15 protein-coding genes are annotated in these 18,528 nt (G+C 32.2%); 10 read left to right on the forward strand and 5 right to left on the reverse strand.

All coding sequences use genetic code 11. The features are described from left to right. Positions 1 to 139: 139 nt before the first annotated feature. The 4 genes from KA867_RS00630 (at position 140) to KA867_RS00645 (ending at position 4,636) form a co-directional block, all read left to right on the forward strand. Complete coding sequence (locus tag KA867_RS00630) at positions 140 to 1,102, forward strand: ABC transporter ATP-binding protein (RefSeq protein WP_210136727.1); 963 nt, start codon at positions 140 to 142, stop codon at positions 1,100 to 1,102. Then, on the forward strand, positions 1,099 to 2,613 hold the full coding sequence (locus tag KA867_RS00635; protein ID WP_210136728.1) for an ABC transporter permease/substrate-binding protein: 1,515 nt from the start codon (positions 1,099 to 1,101) through the stop codon (positions 2,611 to 2,613). The genes KA867_RS00630 and KA867_RS00635 overlap by 4 nt, the downstream gene beginning before the upstream one ends. Positions 2,614 to 2,802: 189 nt before the next feature. Beyond that, positions 2,803 to 3,858, forward strand: a complete 1,056-nt coding sequence (gene hisC, locus KA867_RS00640; protein WP_210136729.1) for a histidinol-phosphate transaminase — start codon at positions 2,803 to 2,805, stop codon at positions 3,856 to 3,858. A 229-nt stretch (positions 3,859 to 4,087) separates the two neighbouring features. Next, positions 4,088 to 4,636 (forward strand): 5' nucleotidase, NT5C type, encoded by a 549-nt coding sequence (locus KA867_RS00645; RefSeq protein WP_107505188.1) that lies wholly within the window; start codon positions 4,088 to 4,090, stop codon positions 4,634 to 4,636. A 210-nt stretch (positions 4,637 to 4,846) separates the two neighbouring features. On the opposite strand, the gene KA867_RS00650 is transcribed toward KA867_RS00645, so the two are convergent. The 5 genes from KA867_RS00650 to KA867_RS00670 form a co-directional block, all read right to left on the reverse strand. After that, entirely contained in the window at positions 4,847 to 5,788 is a 942-nt protein-coding gene (locus KA867_RS00650) for a diacylglycerol/lipid kinase family protein (protein ID WP_210136730.1), read from the reverse strand. A gap of 216 nt (positions 5,789 to 6,004) precedes the next feature. Continuing rightward, positions 6,005 to 7,513 carry a peptide MFS transporter gene (locus KA867_RS00655; RefSeq protein WP_210136731.1) on the reverse strand — a complete coding sequence of 503 codons (1,509 nt, stop codon included), beginning with the start codon at positions 7,511 to 7,513 and terminating at the stop codon, positions 6,005 to 6,007. A gap of 261 nt (positions 7,514 to 7,774) precedes the next feature. After that, the gene (locus tag KA867_RS00660) at positions 7,775 to 9,289 is read right to left on the reverse strand and encodes a peptide MFS transporter (protein WP_210136732.1); all 1,515 of its coding nucleotides are present in this window, start codon (positions 9,287 to 9,289) and stop codon (positions 7,775 to 7,777) included. A gap of 178 nt (positions 9,290 to 9,467) precedes the next feature. After that, the gene (gene queF, locus KA867_RS00665) at positions 9,468 to 9,968 is read right to left on the reverse strand and encodes a preQ(1) synthase (RefSeq protein ID WP_210136733.1); all 501 of its coding nucleotides are present in this window, start codon (positions 9,966 to 9,968) and stop codon (positions 9,468 to 9,470) included. Positions 9,969 to 9,981: 13 nt separating this feature from the next. Further along, positions 9,982 to 10,869 carry a DMT family transporter gene (locus KA867_RS00670; RefSeq protein WP_119517952.1) on the reverse strand — a complete coding sequence of 296 codons (888 nt, stop codon included), beginning with the start codon at positions 10,867 to 10,869 and terminating at the stop codon, positions 9,982 to 9,984. A 710-nt stretch (positions 10,870 to 11,579) separates the two neighbouring features. Here KA867_RS00670 and nrdI point away from each other — a divergent pair. The 6 genes from nrdI (at position 11,580) to KA867_RS00700 (ending at position 18,424) form a co-directional block, all read left to right on the forward strand. Next, entirely contained in the window at positions 11,580 to 11,978 is a 399-nt protein-coding gene (gene nrdI / locus KA867_RS00675; RefSeq protein WP_210136734.1) for a class Ib ribonucleoside-diphosphate reductase assembly flavoprotein NrdI, read from the forward strand. After that, positions 11,941 to 14,046 carry a class 1b ribonucleoside-diphosphate reductase subunit alpha gene (gene nrdE, locus KA867_RS00680; RefSeq protein WP_210136735.1) on the forward strand — a complete coding sequence of 702 codons (2,106 nt, stop codon included), beginning with the start codon at positions 11,941 to 11,943 and terminating at the stop codon, positions 14,044 to 14,046. The genes nrdI and nrdE overlap by 38 nt, the downstream gene beginning before the upstream one ends. Before the next feature lie 236 nt (positions 14,047 to 14,282). Next, positions 14,283 to 15,251: a class 1b ribonucleoside-diphosphate reductase subunit beta gene (gene nrdF, locus KA867_RS00685; RefSeq protein WP_019469517.1), complete on the forward strand. Its 969-nt coding sequence runs from the start codon at positions 14,283 to 14,285 to the stop codon at positions 15,249 to 15,251. Positions 15,252 to 15,709: 458 nt separating this feature from the next. Beyond that, positions 15,710 to 16,678 carry an ABC transporter permease gene (locus KA867_RS00690; RefSeq protein WP_210136736.1) on the forward strand — a complete coding sequence of 323 codons (969 nt, stop codon included), beginning with the start codon at positions 15,710 to 15,712 and terminating at the stop codon, positions 16,676 to 16,678. Then, complete coding sequence (locus KA867_RS00695; RefSeq protein WP_210136737.1) at positions 16,668 to 17,627, forward strand: iron chelate uptake ABC transporter family permease subunit; 960 nt, start codon at positions 16,668 to 16,670, stop codon at positions 17,625 to 17,627. Before KA867_RS00690 ends, KA867_RS00695 begins: the two co-directional genes overlap by 11 nt. Further along, complete coding sequence (locus tag KA867_RS00700) at positions 17,624 to 18,424, forward strand: iron ABC transporter ATP-binding protein (protein WP_040030228.1); 801 nt, start codon at positions 17,624 to 17,626, stop codon at positions 18,422 to 18,424. The genes KA867_RS00695 and KA867_RS00700 overlap by 4 nt, the downstream gene beginning before the upstream one ends. Positions 18,425 to 18,528 lie beyond the last annotated feature (104 nt).

Below are 18,528 nucleotides of genomic sequence, written 5' to 3' on the forward strand. Positions count from 1 at the left end.
GATTAGTTTGAATTAACTTCGTTTTTGTTTTATTTAACTATGATTAAAAAGGTTAAATTGTTGGTAAATCGGTTATGTGTTAACTATGTGAATTTTTTTAACTGATAGTAAAGGCAATGAGAAGAGTGAGGGTGACAAATTGATAGAATTTAAAAATGTTATGAAACGTTATGGGGATAAGAAAGCTGTAGATGATCTTAGCTTTAATATAAAAGAAGGTGAATTTTTTGTTTTAATCGGACCTTCAGGTTGTGGTAAAACAACGACATTAAAAATGATTAATCGTTTAATTTCATTAACAGAAGGATTTATTTATTTTAAAGGGAAACCAATTAGTGACTATCCAGTTTATGAAATGCGCTGGGATATTGGTTATGTTTTACAACAAATTGCATTATTTCCGCACTTAACGATAAAAGAGAATATTGCACAAGTACCACAAATGAAAAAATGGAAAGAAGCAGATATTGATAAACGTATAGATGAGTTATTAAATATGGTTGGCTTAGAACCAGAACTATTTAAAGATAGAAAACCAGATGAATTATCAGGTGGACAGCAACAACGTGTTGGTGTAGTACGTGCCTTAGCGGCAGATCCACCAGTTATTCTGATGGACGAACCTTTCAGTGCATTAGATCCAATCAGCAGAGAAAAGCTGCAGGATGATTTAATAGCATTACAGCAAAAAATTAAAAAAACAATCGTTTTTGTCACACATGATATACAAGAAGCGATGAAGCTAGCTGATAGAATTTGTCTTTTAAACAAAGGACATGTAGAGCAAATAGATACACCTGACAATATGGTTAATCATCCTAAAAGTGATTTTGTAAAACAATTTGTTGGAGATAAATCACTGAAAATAGAAAAAGACATAAAACTATCAGAACTTATTGGTGAATTAACGATTAATGAACAGGAAGCTACCAAAGGTTATCCTATTGTTAATAGTAACGCTTCTATTAAAAGTATTTATAATGATTTAGCTAATCACGATGCAATCATTATAAATGATGATTCGACTGCTACACAGCATGTGCTTAAACGCGAAGATATGTTTAAATATCTATCGGAGCATACAGGGGGTAGTCAAAAATGAATGAATTAATAAATACACTTTCAGATAGGAAAGGACAATTGTTAACTACCATATTTGAACATATCCAAATATCGTTTATTGCATTGCTCATCGCTGCAGTAATTGGGGTGCCGTTGGGCATTTTACTCACAAAGACACGCAAGGTTTCTGAGATTGTGATGAATATCGCTGCCGTGTTACAGACAATACCATCATTAGCTTTGCTTGGTTTGATGATACCACTGTTTGGTATTGGTAAGGTACCAGCAGTAATCGCATTAGTAGTTTATGCATTGTTGCCGATATTAAGAAATACATACACAGGTATCAACGAGGTGGATAGCTCGTTAATTGAAGCAGCTAAGGGTATCGGTATGAAGCCAGGTCGAAGATTAACAAAAGTGGAATTGCCAATAGCCATGCCAGTAATTATGGCAGGTATTAGAACCGCGATGGTATTGATTATCGGTACTGCTACATTAGCAGCTTTAATTGGTGCAGGTGGTCTTGGTGATTTGATTCTGTTAGGTATAGATCGAAATGACACATCATTGATTATTATTGGTGCGATTCCTGCAGCTTTATTAGCAATTCTATTTGATTTAGTTTTACGTTATATGCAAAAACTATCCTATAAAAAATTGCTTATTTCCCTTGGTGCAATTGTTATAATACTGTTATTAGTAATTATTGGGCCAATGTTTGCTCAAAAAGGAGATAAAATTACATTAGCAGGTAAACTTGGCTCAGAACCTTCTGTTATTACCAATATGTATAAAATTTTAATTGAAGAAGAAACAGATGATACAGTAGAAGTGAAAGATGGCATGGGGAAAACTTCATTCCTATTTAATGCCTTGAAATCTGACGATATAGATGGCTACCTTGAGTTTACGGGTACTGTACTTGGAGAGTTAACAAAAGAAGATTTGAAGTCTAAACAAGAAAATAAAGTATATCAACAAGCAAAATCAAGTTTAGAAGATAAATACGATATGACTATGTTAAAACCAATGCAATATAATAATACTTATTCATTGGCGGTGAAAAAAGATTTTGCGAAAAAGCATAATCTTAAAACGATAGGTGACTTAAACAAAGTGAGCAATCAAATTAAACCAGGTTTCACATTAGAGTTTAATGATCGTGAGGATGGTTACCCAGCTGTTAAAAAAGCATATGATTTAGATTTCGGTGACGTGAAGACGATGGAGCCGAAATTAAGATATCAAGCAGTTGAAAGCGGAGATATTAATTTAATCGACGCATATTCAACAGATGCTGAATTAAAACAATACGACATGGTTGTATTAGAAGATGATAAAAAAGTATTCCCTCCATATCAAGGCGCGCCTATGTTTAAAACATCGTATTTAAAAGAGCATCCTGAAATTAAAGCACCGCTTAATAAATTAGCAGGTAAGATTTCTGATGAAGATATGCAACAAATGAATTATGAAGTTACAGTGAAAAAAGAAGATCCATATGAGGTAGCTAAAAACTATCTAGAGAAACATCATTTAATTGATTAATTCATAAGACAATACGAGTTTAACAATGCATTTTACTACGGACAAAAATGCATTAAGTTGAACTCGTATTTATATTTGATTAAATTCTAGCTTTTAAAATTAAGTTACATTGATTTTCAATGGAAATAAGGTATATAATGGTTACTAAGTTTTGAAATTTCTGTAAATTTAAGGAGGCCCGAATCAACAATGAAAAAACAAATCGAACAATTATCAGCATATCAACCAGGTTTATCACCAAGAGCATTAAAAGAACAATACGGGATTGAGGGTGAGCTTTATAAATTAGCTTCTAATGAAAATTTATATGGACCATCACCTAAAGTGAAAGACGCAATCAAACATCATTTAGACGAATTGCAATTTTATCCTGAAACGGGTTCTCCGTTAATTAAAGAAGCGATAAGTGAACATTTGAATGTTGACCCAGCACGTATTTTATTTGGTGCAGGATTAGATGAAGTGATATTAATGATTTCACGTGCTGTTTTAACCCAAGGAGATAAAATTGTTACAAGTGAAATGACTTTTGGTCAGTATTATCATAATGCCATAGTTGAAGCGGCGGATGCTGTACAAGTCCCACTAAAAGATGGTGGATTTGATTTAGAAGGCATACTTTCTGAAGTTGATGAGTACACTAAACTTGTATGGTTGTGTAACCCTAATAATCCTACCGGCACATACTTTACACATGAAGAGTTGCAACGATTCTTATCACGTGTGCCTCAAGATATACCCGTAATTATAGATGAAGCTTATGTTGAATTCGCGACAGCTGAAGACTTTCCGAATTCATTAGCTTTACAAGAACAATTTCCAAATGCTTTCTTACTGAGAACATTTTCTAAAGCATATGGATTAGCCGGCATGCGTATTGGATATGTGATTGCTGCTCAAGAAGCGATTGAAAAATGGAATATTATACGACCACCATTTAATGTAGGTCGATTATCAGAACACGCTGCACTTGCTGCGTTAGAAGATCAAGATTATTTAGATTCTATTCGTGAAAAAAATGCACAAGAAAGAGCGAAATTCTTTGATTCAGTCAGTAGTCATAAATTAAATCCAAGCCAAACGAACTTCATTTTTGTGAATACGTCGCGACCTCACGAATTATATGAAGCATTGTTAAAACAAGGGTGCATTACAAGAGAATTTCCGAATGGTGTCAGAATTACGATTGGTTTCCCTGAGCAAAATGATAAAATGATCGAAGTATTAAATAACTTTGATTTATAAAAAGTAGTATTTATAACGTTCAATAAATTAAAATGTATAAAGTATAAACTATATAATGAAAATAATTAATTTATATAGTATATTATGATATGCTCATATACAATTTTGGTTTCATTGAACGTTTTTTGCTATACTAATAGTGATAAACAAGATCATGTTATAAGATCACCAATGTAATAATGCGTTTCATTGTTGATGAACGAGAACTTAAAAGGGAGTAGAGTACGAGATGACTAGAAAATCAATTGCTATTGATATGGATGAAGTACTTGCTGATACAGTAGGTGCATTGATTGAAGATGTGAATAAACGTACAGATTTAGGAATAACATATGATATGTTGGATGGTAAAAAATTACGTCATGCTATGCCTGAACATGATGGGTTATTACATGAAATTTTACGCGAACCAGGTTTTTTCAAAAAATTAAAAGTGATGGCACATTCACAAGAAGTTGTGAAAAAACTAACTGAGTATTATGATGTCTATATTGCTACTGCTGCAATGGACGTTCCTACATCGTTTCATGATAAATATGCATGGTTAAGAGAGTATTTTCCGTTTTTAGATCCACAGCATTTTGTTTTTTGTGGTCGTAAGGATATCGTAAACGCGGACTATCTCATAGATGACAACCCTCGTCAGTTAGCTATATTTACTGGTAAACCAATTATGTATACAGCATCACATAATGTTAACGATGATCGTTTTACACGCGTGAATGATTGGTATGATGTTGAAAAATATTTCTTAGGTGATCGTGATTACGATATATAATACAAATGACATGAACGTGTTTTGGTGTTTAAATATGAAATTTAATGATGTTTTACTTATAATGTGTCGGCATTTGAATATGTCATGAGGGAAAGATTATGGGCTATCTATATTTTAATTAAGTAAACACGTCCTAACACTATATCAAAAGGACTAATCCATATGTGCGTGGATTAGTCCTTTTTATTCATCATTTTATATATAGTGTATTTATTCATATTCAGTATCAGGTGTATTTTCAGGTAACGTTAAAATTTGAATTGCTTTTGGTATAACTTCGATATGGATGGGTGTTTTTAATGCAATTTCACCATCGATATCTACTTTCATTTCAGGCTTAGTCTCTATTTTGATATCTTTGGCTAATAAATGCTGAATACCTTCTGTCATGTGGTTCCAGTTCATGCTGTCTCTTTGTTTAAATATATCACTCAGTACACTTGAACTGTGTTCTTTGAAGATAAATAAATTCAGATAACCATCACTAGGCGAAAGGTCTGTTAAAGGTATGCGACTGCCTCCTATAAATGACCCATTAGCAACAACAAGCATGGCAGTATTACCATCAATGACTTTACCATCAACGGTTAATTGATAATCAAAGTGCTCTGGATTAAGTAAAGTTTTAACAGTAGACCCTACGTAGCTCAATTTCCCAAAAATGTCTTTATTGCCATTTTGAACATTTTCTGCATTTTGAACAATGAGCCCCAATCCAGCAAAGTTTAGTGCATACTGATCATTGATTTTCATCACATCATAAGCTTGTAACTCTGATTGAATAAGTTGTTGACTGGCTATTTTATGACGTGGACTTAGGTTTAATGTTTTAACGAAATCATTAAACGTACCACCTGGAATAATACCAATAGGGATATTCAATTCATGTTGCATCATGCCATTGATTAATTCGTTGACAGTACCATCTCCACCAAGGAGAAAAATGATATCTACATCGTCACTGTAACTTTGATCTTTAATCTTCTGGCAAAATCTTATGATATCACCTTCATCTTCACTTAGTTGGATTGACAGATGTTTACAAAACGTAGTTAAAGAAGCTGCTACATCTCCCAGTCCTCGATATATATCTTTAATACCACTATATTCATGATAAAATAAGACACCGTGTTTGAATTTAGTATTTTCCAATTTTTTTCACCATATTCTTTTAAATTTTGTTGCTTATTCACTTTACCCATATTTCTATAGTTATAAATATATTTTGGCGGGCGAAACATATATTTCATTTCAAATGATTTCCTCGCACTATTATACAAGGATAATTAGGTCGATGTTTATCTGAGCTTTAGCGCATGGAAAAAGCCCACTAACTCAATAAATTGAGAAGAGGGCCTTTTGCATGCGCTATTTAATGCCACGCATACCTTTGATGATTTTTGGTACAAATGCTAAAACAATTAAACTTACTACAATTGCAATAGCACCTAAAAATAGGAAGTAGTTTTTGTATCCAAGAGGTTCGATTAGTTTTACTAATGTACCATTTATAGCCTGCGCACAGGCATTAGTTAACAGCCATAAACTCATCATTTGTGTATTGAAAGCTTTTGGAGCAAGTTTAACTGCTGCACTGTTACCTGTAGGTGATAAACAAAGTTCACCGATTACACAAATGATATAAGATAAAATAATCCAGTTGACACTAATATCGGTACCGCCAGCTGAATGACCGATAGAACCAATCATTATGTAAGAAGCACCTGCTAATATTGCGCCTAGAACAAATTTTGTGGCTATACTTGGTTGGCGTCGAGCCATTTTTGCCCAAATCAGTGAAACTACTGGTGCTAGTAATACAATAAATAATGGATTGATCGATTGGAAGAGTGTAGGACCAAAATCGGCTTTCCATCCAAATAGATTTAATTTCATATCACTGCTTTCAAACGCAAAGAGGTTAAGCACGTTGGCACCCTGTTCTTGAATAGACCAGAATATTACACCGAGTATAAATAGTGGTATAAACGCTATTACTCTTGAGCGTTCATCGTCTGTGATTTCTTTACTTCGAATCATAATTGTGAAATATATGATAGGTAATGCCACACCTAGTATGAGTACCGTTGTACTAACTAAGTTAAATGATAATGTACCTGTTAAGCCGGTAATTACTAATACCGCTGCAATGATTATGATGATTGCAGCAAATAAAATGCTATATTTCTTTTTCTCGCTTTTATTTAATGGGTTTGTTGGTTTTGAACCAATTTGCCCTAAATTTCTTTTATTGAAAAATATATACCATACGAGTCCAAGTGCCATACCAATCGCAGCGATTAAGAAACCACCGTGGAAGTTACCTGTATGTACAAAGCGATCTAAAATAATTGGTGAAATTAATCCACCTAAGTTAACAGACATATAGAATATAACAAAACCAGCATCTATACGTGTATCTCTATCAGGGTATAATCTACCGACAATATTTGAAATGCTTGGCTTCATTAAACCAGAACCTACTATAATAAAGAACATAGAAATAAATAGTCCTATAATATCTAAAGGTAAACTTAAGAAGATATGTCCAATAATGATCAACACGCCACCGTAAAATGTTGCTGCGCGTGTCCCCGTAATTCTATCGGAAATCCATCCACCCAGTACAGATGTCATGTATATCAGTGCACCGTATACTGCCATAATAGACTGTGCAGTGCCTTTATCCATGCCGAGTCCGCCATCTTTAATAGCGAAATACATGTAGAAAATCAGCAGGGCACGCATACCGTAGTAGCTGAACCTCTCCCAAAATTCAACAAAGAATAATACGCCTAGCCCCTTAGGATGTCCAAAAAATCCTTTTTGTGGAATAGATTGAACCGCTTGTTCATGGGCTTTATCTTGATTTTGCATAAAAACATTCCCCGTCCTTTCATACTCCCTATAAAAATGTATAAAAATGATTTTACGCTTAATTAAATTAAATTTCAATAATATTCTCAAAACAACAATATTCAAAATATTCTGATTTATTACCACTGTATATAAACATAAATTTTTATTTAGTTATATTTAAATTGTCGACGGTGTATTTTTACAAAAAAATAAGCAATATAGAAATCTTTGAAATCCGATCTCTATATTGCTTATTAAAAAATATTATTGTTTAAGTGATTAATATATACCTTTCATTGCACGTTTTACTTTTGGTGAAATAATCAATAATATAACTCCGATAACAACTGCAACTAATCCTGAATACATAAAGTAATCACTTTGATCCATTTTTGTGTATACAACAACAAGTTGAGCATTAAGTCCCTGTGCTGTTGCGTTACTTAACATCCACAAGCTCATCATACGCGCCGTGAATGTGACTGGTGCTAGTTTTGTAGTAGTAGATAAACCGACTGGAGAAATACAAAGTTCACCGATAGTAATTAATAAGAAACTGAGTACAAGCCATAATGGGTTTATTAAGTCATTGCCTGTAGCCAATGGAATAATCATGACTAGATAAGAGAACCCAGCGATAATAGCACCATAAGCAAATTTATGCACTGTAGGCGGATTCTTTTTACCCAATTTAACCCATAACGTTGCAAAGACTGGCGCTAAGAGAATGATAAACAATGGATTTAAAGATTGTGCCCATGAGGCAGGAATTGAAAAATCAATTAACCCATTCGTTAATACAGACATTTCGAGTTGTGTCTTTTTATCTGCAAATGTTGCGAGAATCGTTGACCCTTGTTCTTGTATCATCCAAAAAGCAACAGATGTAATATACAATGGTATGTAACTATATACACGTGAACGCTCATCTTTCGTAACGTCTTTATGTAAAATCATATTAATAAACAAGTAGATTGGTAATACGATACCTAAAATGGTAATTAAAAAGCTGAAGTTTTCTAAGCTTAAGGCATTGTTTAAATGTAGAATTAATAAATATGCTAAAAATAATACAACAATACCTAAACTAAATAATACGAACTTTTTGATTTCTGGTTTAGTTAAAGGATTCGGCACGTTACGACCAGCCAAACCTAAATTTACCTTACGTTTTAGTGCATATACTACTAAACCACAGAACATACCGATAGCAGCTACTAAGAAACCTGCATGGAAACTCACTCTAGTTTGTAAATAACCTGTAAGTAATGGCGCAAATAAACTACCGAAATTAATTCCCATATAGAATAAAGTAAATGCAGCGTCTCGTCTTACATCATTACGATCATACAGTTCACCAACAGTTGATGAAATATTTGGCTTTAATAGACCAGTACCTGCAATGATGACTGCGAGCGCAACCATTACTAATGTTAAATTATTAGGTAAGGACAATAAAATATGCCCGATCATAATCAAGAATCCACCGTAGAAGACAGCGCTTTGCGTCCCGGTTATCCGATCTGCAATCCATGCCCCAATAACACCTGACATATAAATTAAGGTTCCGTAAATTGCGACAATTTGCATTGCTACGGCTTGGCTTAAACCGAAACCACCCTCAGCCACACTATAATAAAGATAATATATTAGTATCGCTTTCATGCCATAATAACTGAATCTCTCCCAAAATTCAGTGAAAAACAGTGTACCTAGTCCTTTTGGATGTCCGAAAAACCCCTTTCTCGGAGTACTTTTCATAATTTCCTCGTGCGTGTAACTTATCTGTTTCATAATTTCCCTCCCCTAAATGGTTGGATTTATTTTATAATGTTTTCACTTAAATAACAAGTGTATATATCAATAGTACAAAATTAAATAAGTAAACGTTTTAATATAAAAATGAAATAAATAAAAAATAATCCACACGAATTATTTTTAGTTCGTGTGGATTATTCATAGCAGCAATGAATTAACGATTATCTATTTTTTCTGGATAGAGGTCATGATTCATTAAACGATGTTCTGCCATTTTTTCATATTTACTGTCAGGGCGACCATAATTTGTATAAGGGTCTATAGATATCCCACCACGAGGTGTGAATTTGCCCCAAACTTCTATATAATGTGGATCCATTAAGTCGATGAGATCATTCATTATAATATTCATACAGTCCTCATGAAAGTCACCATGATTTCTAAAGCTAAATAAATAGAGTTTTAATGATTTAGATTCAACCATTTTAATATTTGGGATATAAGAGATATAAATTGTAGCAAAATCAGGTTGACCTGTGATAGGGCATAAAGATGTGAACTCAGGACAATTAAATTTAACAAAATAATCACGGTCTGGGTGTTTATTATCAAATGATTCTAATACATCTGGTCGATAATCAAAATCATATTTATTGTTTTGATTTCCTAGTAAAGTAATGTCATTTAAATCTTCTTGTTTACGTCCTTCAGACATTGTAATTGCTCCTTTAATATTTGGATTTTTGTTCTTTTTTCTGAATTGTTAGCGGTTGGCGTCTGGCTTTTTCAAACATATAGTAACTTGCACCAATGATAATGATGTAACCTAAAATTGCATAGAAATCTGGTGATTCGCCAAATAAAATAAAACCAAATAACGCAGTGAAAATAATAGATGCGTACGTAAATATTGAAATATCTTTTGCTGGTGCAAAACTATATGCTAAAGTAATACCTATTTGACCTGCAGCTGCAGCTAAGCCAGCACCGATTAAATAAACAACTTGCATGACAGACATTGGTTCGAATGTAAAAATCGTAAATGGAATGAGAACTATTATAGAAAAGAAAGAAAAATAAAAAACAATCGTATAAGGTGCTTCTCTGCTACTTAATGCTCTAACACAAGTGTAGGCACTTGCCGCGAAGATACCTGATAACAATCCACCAATCGCTGGTATCATTGATGAGGAAAACTCAGGTTTTACAACGAACAACATACCAAAAATGGCTATAATCATAGCAAAAACTTGGTAATTGCGTACTTTTTCATTTAGGAAAATTAAACTAAGTAGTATCGTCCAAAATGGATTTAATTTCATTAATGTGTCTGCATCACTGAGTATCATATGGTCGATGGCATATATATTTAATAAAACACCAATCAAGCCAAGCGCAGAACGAGATATTAATAAAGGCTGACTACTTAATTTACCAAAAAGTGGTTGCTTATATTTAAATATAAAATACAAAGGTATAAACATCGCCACGAGGTTTCTTGCCAATGATTTTTGAAAGACAGGGAGATCTCCAGCTAATCTAAAAAAAACAGACATAAAGCTAAAGCCAACTGCAGAAATTAGAATAGCAATAATACCTTTTACTTTTGGATTCACATACATCGCCTCAATTTTAAAATTTTAACGTATCTATATTAGCATAGTTAATTAGAAAATGTATATATGCTTGAAATCAAAGTAGAAATATATTAAGATGATATACGAACAAATGTTCTATTAAAAAGTATGTAATCGAGAAACTTAAAAGTAATTTAGCATAGTAATTAGTTCAAAAATATAATAGATGAAGTGCAATCTATATGAGGATAGATGAAGTAATGCAGGTATATCAAGGCTTAAGAACAAATTAAAAAAAGCAAGCATTGAGACTCTAAAAAAGACAAAAATATTTTTTAAATTTTTAAAATTGATTTTAAAGTTGAATTGGTGCCATTTTCATACTGTTTTCATCGTTTTGTCATAAATTAAAGACTTTTAATAAGGCGATGAGTTATGTATAATGAAACACATAATATAGTATTTCTGGCCAGGACAAAACACAATATATTGTGTTTTAGTACGTGGTCAATTTATTTATAATAAATCAAATTTTAAGTAAAATCACACAGTTTTAGGCTTTGAATAATGACAAATAAGGCATTAATACTTAAATGTTGAGTTTTTACATACCTACTTATAGATTTACAAGTTACTATATATAGTGGTTACTTCAATCATTTAAAACACATTCAAATAATAACACCTCGAAAGCCTTACATTTTTTGATTTTCCAACTTACGTATATCTATTAGAAAGAAGGTGATCCAATGAAAGTGGTATATTTTTCGTTTTCCGGCAATGTGCGCAGATTTATAAAAAAAACCGAACTGACAAATGTTATGGAAATCACGCAAAATAATTGTTCAGAGAGAATAGAGGAGCCATTCGTTTTGGTCACTGGAACAATAGGATTTGGTGAGGTACCCCAACCAGTTCAAACGTTTTTAGATGTGAATGATGATTTGTTAAAAGCTGTTGCAGCAAGCGGAAATCGTAACTGGGGACAAAATTTCGCAAAAGCTGGACGATCAATTTCGGAACGATATCAAGTTCCACTATTATTGAAGTTTGAAGTACAGGGCACTGCAGACGATATAAATGAATTTAAAGATAAGGTGGGAAATTTCAATGAAGATTATGGACGAGAAGAAATACAATCATATTGAATTAAATAATGAGGTTACAAAACGAAAAGATAATGGTTTCTTTAATTTGGAAAAAGACCAAGAAGCACTGGCAGTTTATTTAGAAGAGATTCAAGATAAGACAATCTATTTTGATACTGAAATTGAACGTTTACGCTATCTTGTAGATAACGATTTTTACTTTGATGTTTTTGAAAAATATTCAGAAGCAGATTTACAAGAAATTACAGATTATGCTAAAAGTATAGCGTTTCGTTTTGCAAGTTATATGTCAGCTAGTAAATTCTTTAAAGATTATGCGCTAAAGACAAATGATAAAACACAATTCTTAGAAGATTATAAGCAACATGTTGTGATTGTTGCACTTTATTTAGCAAATGGTCATAAACCGACAGCTAGACAACTTATTTCAGCAATGATTGAACAACGTTACCAACCAGCAACGCCAACATTTTTAAATGCAGGACGTGCGCGTCGTGGTGAGCTCGTATCATGTTTCTTATTAGAAGTAGACGACAGTTTAAATTCAATCAATTTTATAGATTCTACGGCAAAACAGTTAAGTAAAATTGGTGGCGGTGTTGCTATCAACTTATCTAAATTGCGTGCAAGAGGAGAAGCGATTAAAGGCATTAAAGGTGTAGCAAAAGGCGTATTACCTGTTGCTAAATCTCTTGAAGGCGGCTTTAGCTATGCAGACCAATTAGGACAGCGTCCTGGTGCTGGTGCAGTGTACTTAAATATTTTCCATTATGATGTAGAAGAATTTTTAGATACAAAGAAAGTTAACGCAGATGAAGATTTACGATTATCTACTATTTCTACTGGATTAATTGTACCTTCAAAATTCTTTGAATTGGCGAAAGAGGGTAAAGACTTTTATATGTTTGCACCGCATACAGTTTATAATGAATATGGTGTAACGTTAGATGATATTAATTTAGATGAATACTATGAAAGTTTAGTAGCCAATCCAAATGTTGATAAAAAGAAAAAAGACGCTCGTGAAATGCTAAATATGATTGCCCAAACACAACTACAATCTGGTTATCCTTATCTAATGTTTAAAGATAATGCGAATAAAGTACATCCTAACTCTAATATTGGTCAAATTAAAATGAGTAATTTATGTACAGAAATCTTCCAATTACAAGAAACGTCTATTATTAATGACTACGGTACAGAAGATGACATCAAGCGTGATATATCTTGTAACTTAGGATCTTTAAATATTGTTAATGTTATGGAATCAGGTAAATTCAAAGATTCAGTGCATACAGGTATGGATGCATTGACAGTGGTTAGTGATGAAGCAAATATTCAAAATGCGCCAGGTGTTAGAAAAGCCAATAGCGAGTTACATTCAGTTGGATTAGGCGTTATGAATTTACATGGTTATCTTGCTAAAAATAAAATTGGTTATGAATCTGAAGAAGCAAAAGATTTTGCTAACATATTCTTCATGATGATGAACTACTATTCAATTGAAAGATCCATGGAAATTGCAAAAGATAGACAAGAAACATTTAAAGACTTTGATAAGACAGATTATGCGAATGGTAAATATTTTGAGTTTTACACTTCGCAAACATTTGCACCAAAATATGAAAAAGTACGTAAATTATTTGAAGGCTTAGAAATTCCTACACCTGAAGATTGGAAAGCATTACAAAAAGAAGTTGAAACTCACGGTTTATTCCATGCATATCGTTTAGCGATTGCACCAACACAAAGTATTTCTTATGTACAAAATGCGACAAGTTCAGTTATGCCGATAGTTGATCAAATTGAACGTCGTACTTATGGTAATGCAGAAACGTTTTATCCAATGCCTTTCTTATCGCCAGAAACAATGTGGTACTATAAATCTGCATTTAATACTGATCAAATGAAATTAATTGATTTAATAGCTACGATCCAAACACATGTGGACCAAGGTATTTCTACAATTCTTTATGTGAATTCAGAGATATCAACACGTGAATTATCTAGATTATATGTTTATGCACATCATAAAGGATTGAAATCTTTATATTACACTAGAAATAAATTATTAAGTGTTGAAGAATGTACAAGCTGTGCAATATAAAACGAAACTTTTTAATTAATGAAAAAGATATATGAATCTTGAAATAACGCATCTGTTTTAAATACAAAAAGGTGAGGCATTAAGTGAATGTCATTTAAATCAAAGTGTATCGACATTAGAGAAATATAATCACTTATGCAAAGGGATAGAAAATCTAAAAATATATTTAGATTTCTGTCCCACTTTCTGTGTTTTATAAATTAAACAAATATTTACTAGATAGGGGAATTATCTAAATGAAAGCAGTCAATTGGAATACTCAAGAAGATATGACAAATATGTTTTGGCGACAAAATATTTCGCAAATGTGGGTAGAAACTGAATTTAAAGTTTCAAAAGATATTGCAAGTTGGAAAACATTATCTGATGAAGAAAAAAATGCATTTAAAAAGGCATTGGCAGGTTTAACTGGTTTGGATACACACCAAGCAGATGATGGTATGCCATTAATTATGTTACATACTACAGATTTACGTAAAAAAGCGGTATATTCCTTTATGGCGATGATGGAACAAATTCATGCTAAAAGTTATTCTCACATCTTTACAACACTATTACCATCTAGCGAAACAAACTATTTATTAGATAAATGGGTCTTAGAAGAACCACATTTGAAATTCAAATCGGATAAAATTGTAAATAATTATCATAAATTATGGGGTAAAGAAGCATCTATTTATGATCAATATATTGCACGTGTATCAAGTGTTTTTCTAGAAACATTTTTATTCTATTCTGGTTTCTATTATCCATTATATTTAGCTGGACAAGGTAAAATGACGACTTCTGGAGAAATTATTCGTAAAATTTTATTAGATGAATCTATTCATGGTGTATTTACTGGTATGGACGCACAAAGTTTACGCAATGAATTGTCTGAAAGTGAAAAACAGCAAGCAGACCAAGAAATGTATAAACTATTAGATGAACTATATAAAAACGAAGTTTCTTATACACAATCTTTATATGATGATATCGGTTTAACTGAAGATGTGCTTAACTATGTAAGATATAATGGTAACAAAGCACTATCAAACCTTGGATTTGATCCATACTTTGAAGAAAGAGAATTTAATCCAATTATCGAAAATGCATTAGACACATCTACAAAAAACCATGATTTCTTCTCTGTTAAAGGCGATGGTTATACTTTAGCGCTAAATGTTGAAGCATTACAAGATGAAGATTTTATTTTTGAAGACTAAATTACACCTGCTTAAACTATCATAATGTTAAAGTTATTAATAGCAGATGAGTGAAATATAAATAAATTTTAATCACCAACAAACGTCAATTTCTATTGGAATTATATAGAGATTGACGTTTTTTATTTATTAAAGTTTTGTGCGTTGCACTAATATTTTACACATTTATGCCAATACAATTAATTCAAGTACGTATTTAACTTTATTTAGTATTTGAATTAGTTTGCCAACTGAAATGTCAAAAATTTCTATAAATGCATAAATTCAAAAAAGTGCATTTGGCTAAAAGTTTTTGCTTTTATTTTGAAAATTTTGACATAAATAGAGAATTGTTTTGATAATCTCTGTTATAGCTATTGAATTTACATGTAAAGATGATAAAATTTAACTTATAGGTATTGATAATGATTATCACACTCAATAAAACATGACGATTATGAAAGGATTAATTACTCACTATGAAATTTTTACTCAATGGTGTTGTCTTAACTATTATTTTATTCTTTTTAACTATCCTTTCTTTATTTATAGGCGTTAGTAAAGTATCAATTACTGATATTTTTCATTTAACGCATGAACAATTAAATATCATCGTGTCTAGTAGGATACCCAGAACAATAAGTATATTAATATCTGGAAGTACTTTAGCGCTTTCTGGACTTATTATGCAGCAGATGATGCAAAATAAATTTGTGAGTCCAACGACAGCAGGGACGATGGAATGGGCAAAGTTAGGCATTTTGATATCAATGATATTTTTTCCGCAAGAAAACATTATTATTAAATTAATATTTGCGGTGATATTAAGTATTGGTGGCACATTTTTATTTGTTAAATTAGTTCAATACATACGATTCACTGATGTTATTTTTATTCCGCTTTTAGGTATTATGCTTGGTGGTATTGTGTCTAGCTTAGCGACTTTTCTTGCTCTGAGAACCAATACTGTACAAAGTATAGGAAACTGGCTCAATGGAAATTTTGCCATCATTACGAGCGGTAGATATGAAATATTATACTTAAGCATTCCTTTATTGATACTTACATATATATTTGCCAATCATTTCACGATTGCAGGGATGGGAAAAGATTTTAGTAATAACTTAGGCGTCAACTATGAAAGAATAATAAATATTGGTTTATTTATAACCGCAACTATAACAGCACTTGTAGTTGTTACAGTAGGAACACTACCATTTTTAGGTCTAATTGTTCCGAATATTGTGTCAATATTCAGAGGTGACCACTTAAAGCAAGCATTACCTCACACGGCAATGTTAGGGGCGGTATTTGTTATGTTTTCTGACATAATTGGTAGGATTATTGTCTATCCATATGAAATAAATATTGGTTTAACAATTGGTGTCTTTGGCACGATTATTTTCTTGATCTTATTGATGAAAGGAAGACACAATTATGCAAATTAGTGCTAAATCAAAGTTAATGATATTATTTGCTGTCACTTTAATTGCTGCGTTAATATATCTTTTCATCGGTATTGATTTTGATATTTTTAGATACCAGTTTATCAGTCGTTTTCGAAAGCTTGTGCTCATGATATTGGTAGGTGGAGCAATTGCAGCGTCAGTAGTTATCTTTCAAGCAATTACAACGAATCGTTTATTGACACCATCGATTATGGGACTTGATGCTGTATATATGTTTGTGAAAGTATTGCTAGTATTTGTGTTTGGCGTACAGTCTGCATTTGTAACTAATATATATTTAAGTTTTGCTACTTCGCTGTTGGTTATGGTCGTATTTTCATTATTATTATTTCAAGGTATCTTTAGAATTGGTGATGTGTCGATATATTTAATTTTACTCATAGGTGTCATATTAGGTACTTTCTTTAGAAGTATAACTGGATTTTTAGAACTGATTATTAATCCTGAAGATTTTTTAGCAGTTCAGAGTTCAATGTTTGCCAATTTCGATGCTTCCAATAGTAAATTGGTAATGTTGTGCGGCGTTATATTAATTATTTTAATCATTATTACAGTGATTGCGATACCATATTTAGATGTGCTTTTATTAGGAAAAGACCAAGCAATTAATTTAGGTTTGTCCTATAAAATGATTACCAGATTATTGCTCATACTTGTTGCGATATTAGTATCTGTCTCTACTTCATTGGTAGGTCCGATTACATTTTTAGGATTGTTAACAGTTAATCTAGCGCATGAATTGATGAAAACCTATGAACATAAATATATATTACCGGCAACAATCTGTTTAAGTTGGTTGAGTTTATTTATTGCACAAGGTGTAGTAGAAAATTTATTTGAAGCGACGACGCAAGTGAGTATCATTATTGACTTAGTAGGTGGGACGTACTTTATCTATCTATTAATTAAAAGGAGACATGCGAATTGATACGTGTTCAAGGGTTAAATAAAACCATTCAAGATAAAACGATTTTAAATGACATTAATGTAGATATAAGTAAAGGGCGTTTAACTTCAATGATAGGACCAAATGGTGCAGGTAAGAGTACTTTACTTTCAGCAATTACACGACTGATCGATTTTGATAAAGGGACTATTGAGATTGAAGGGAAAGCTATTTCTGAATTTAAGAGTAATGAATTGTCTAAAAAATTATCAATTTTGAAACAGGCTAATCATACTGAGTTAAATATTACTGTTGAGCAACTCGTAAATTTTGGAAGATTCCCATATTCAAAAGGCCGTTTAAATGAAGCAGATCGGGCGCAAGTTGAGTATGCACTTGAGTTATTGAATCTTAAAGAAATAAGACATCGTTACTTAAAAACATTATCAGGTGGCCAACGACAACGTGCATATGTAGCTATGACGATAGCGCAGGACACAGAGTATATTTTGTTGGATGAGCCATTAAATAATTTAGATATGAAACATTCAGTTCAAATCATGAAAACGTTACGTCAACTCGCAAAATCACTCAATAAAACAATTGTTGTTGTGATTCATGATATTAATTTTGCTTCGTGTTATTCAGATGACATCATTGCATTGAAAGATGGAGAGATGGTCAAAGCCAGTACTAAAGATGAAGTAATACAAGAAAATACGCTCAAAACATTGTATGATATGGACGTTAAAATTGAAGAAATTCGCGGACAACGCATTTGTGTATATTTTGATGAAGAAACAGCTGATTATGAATTATCTATATTACAATCCGTTTAAAATTGAATGATTTTTATTGAAGGGAGTGATGCAGCTGCAACGTTGCTCATTTTAAACGGCATATTGAAATGGTGATTAACTTTAGTATTCCAGGAGGATTAAAC

The organism is Staphylococcus sp. GDH8C109P (genome assembly GCF_017893405.1).
GTDB classification, from domain to species: Bacteria; Bacillota; Bacilli; order Staphylococcales; family Staphylococcaceae; genus Staphylococcus; species Staphylococcus cohnii.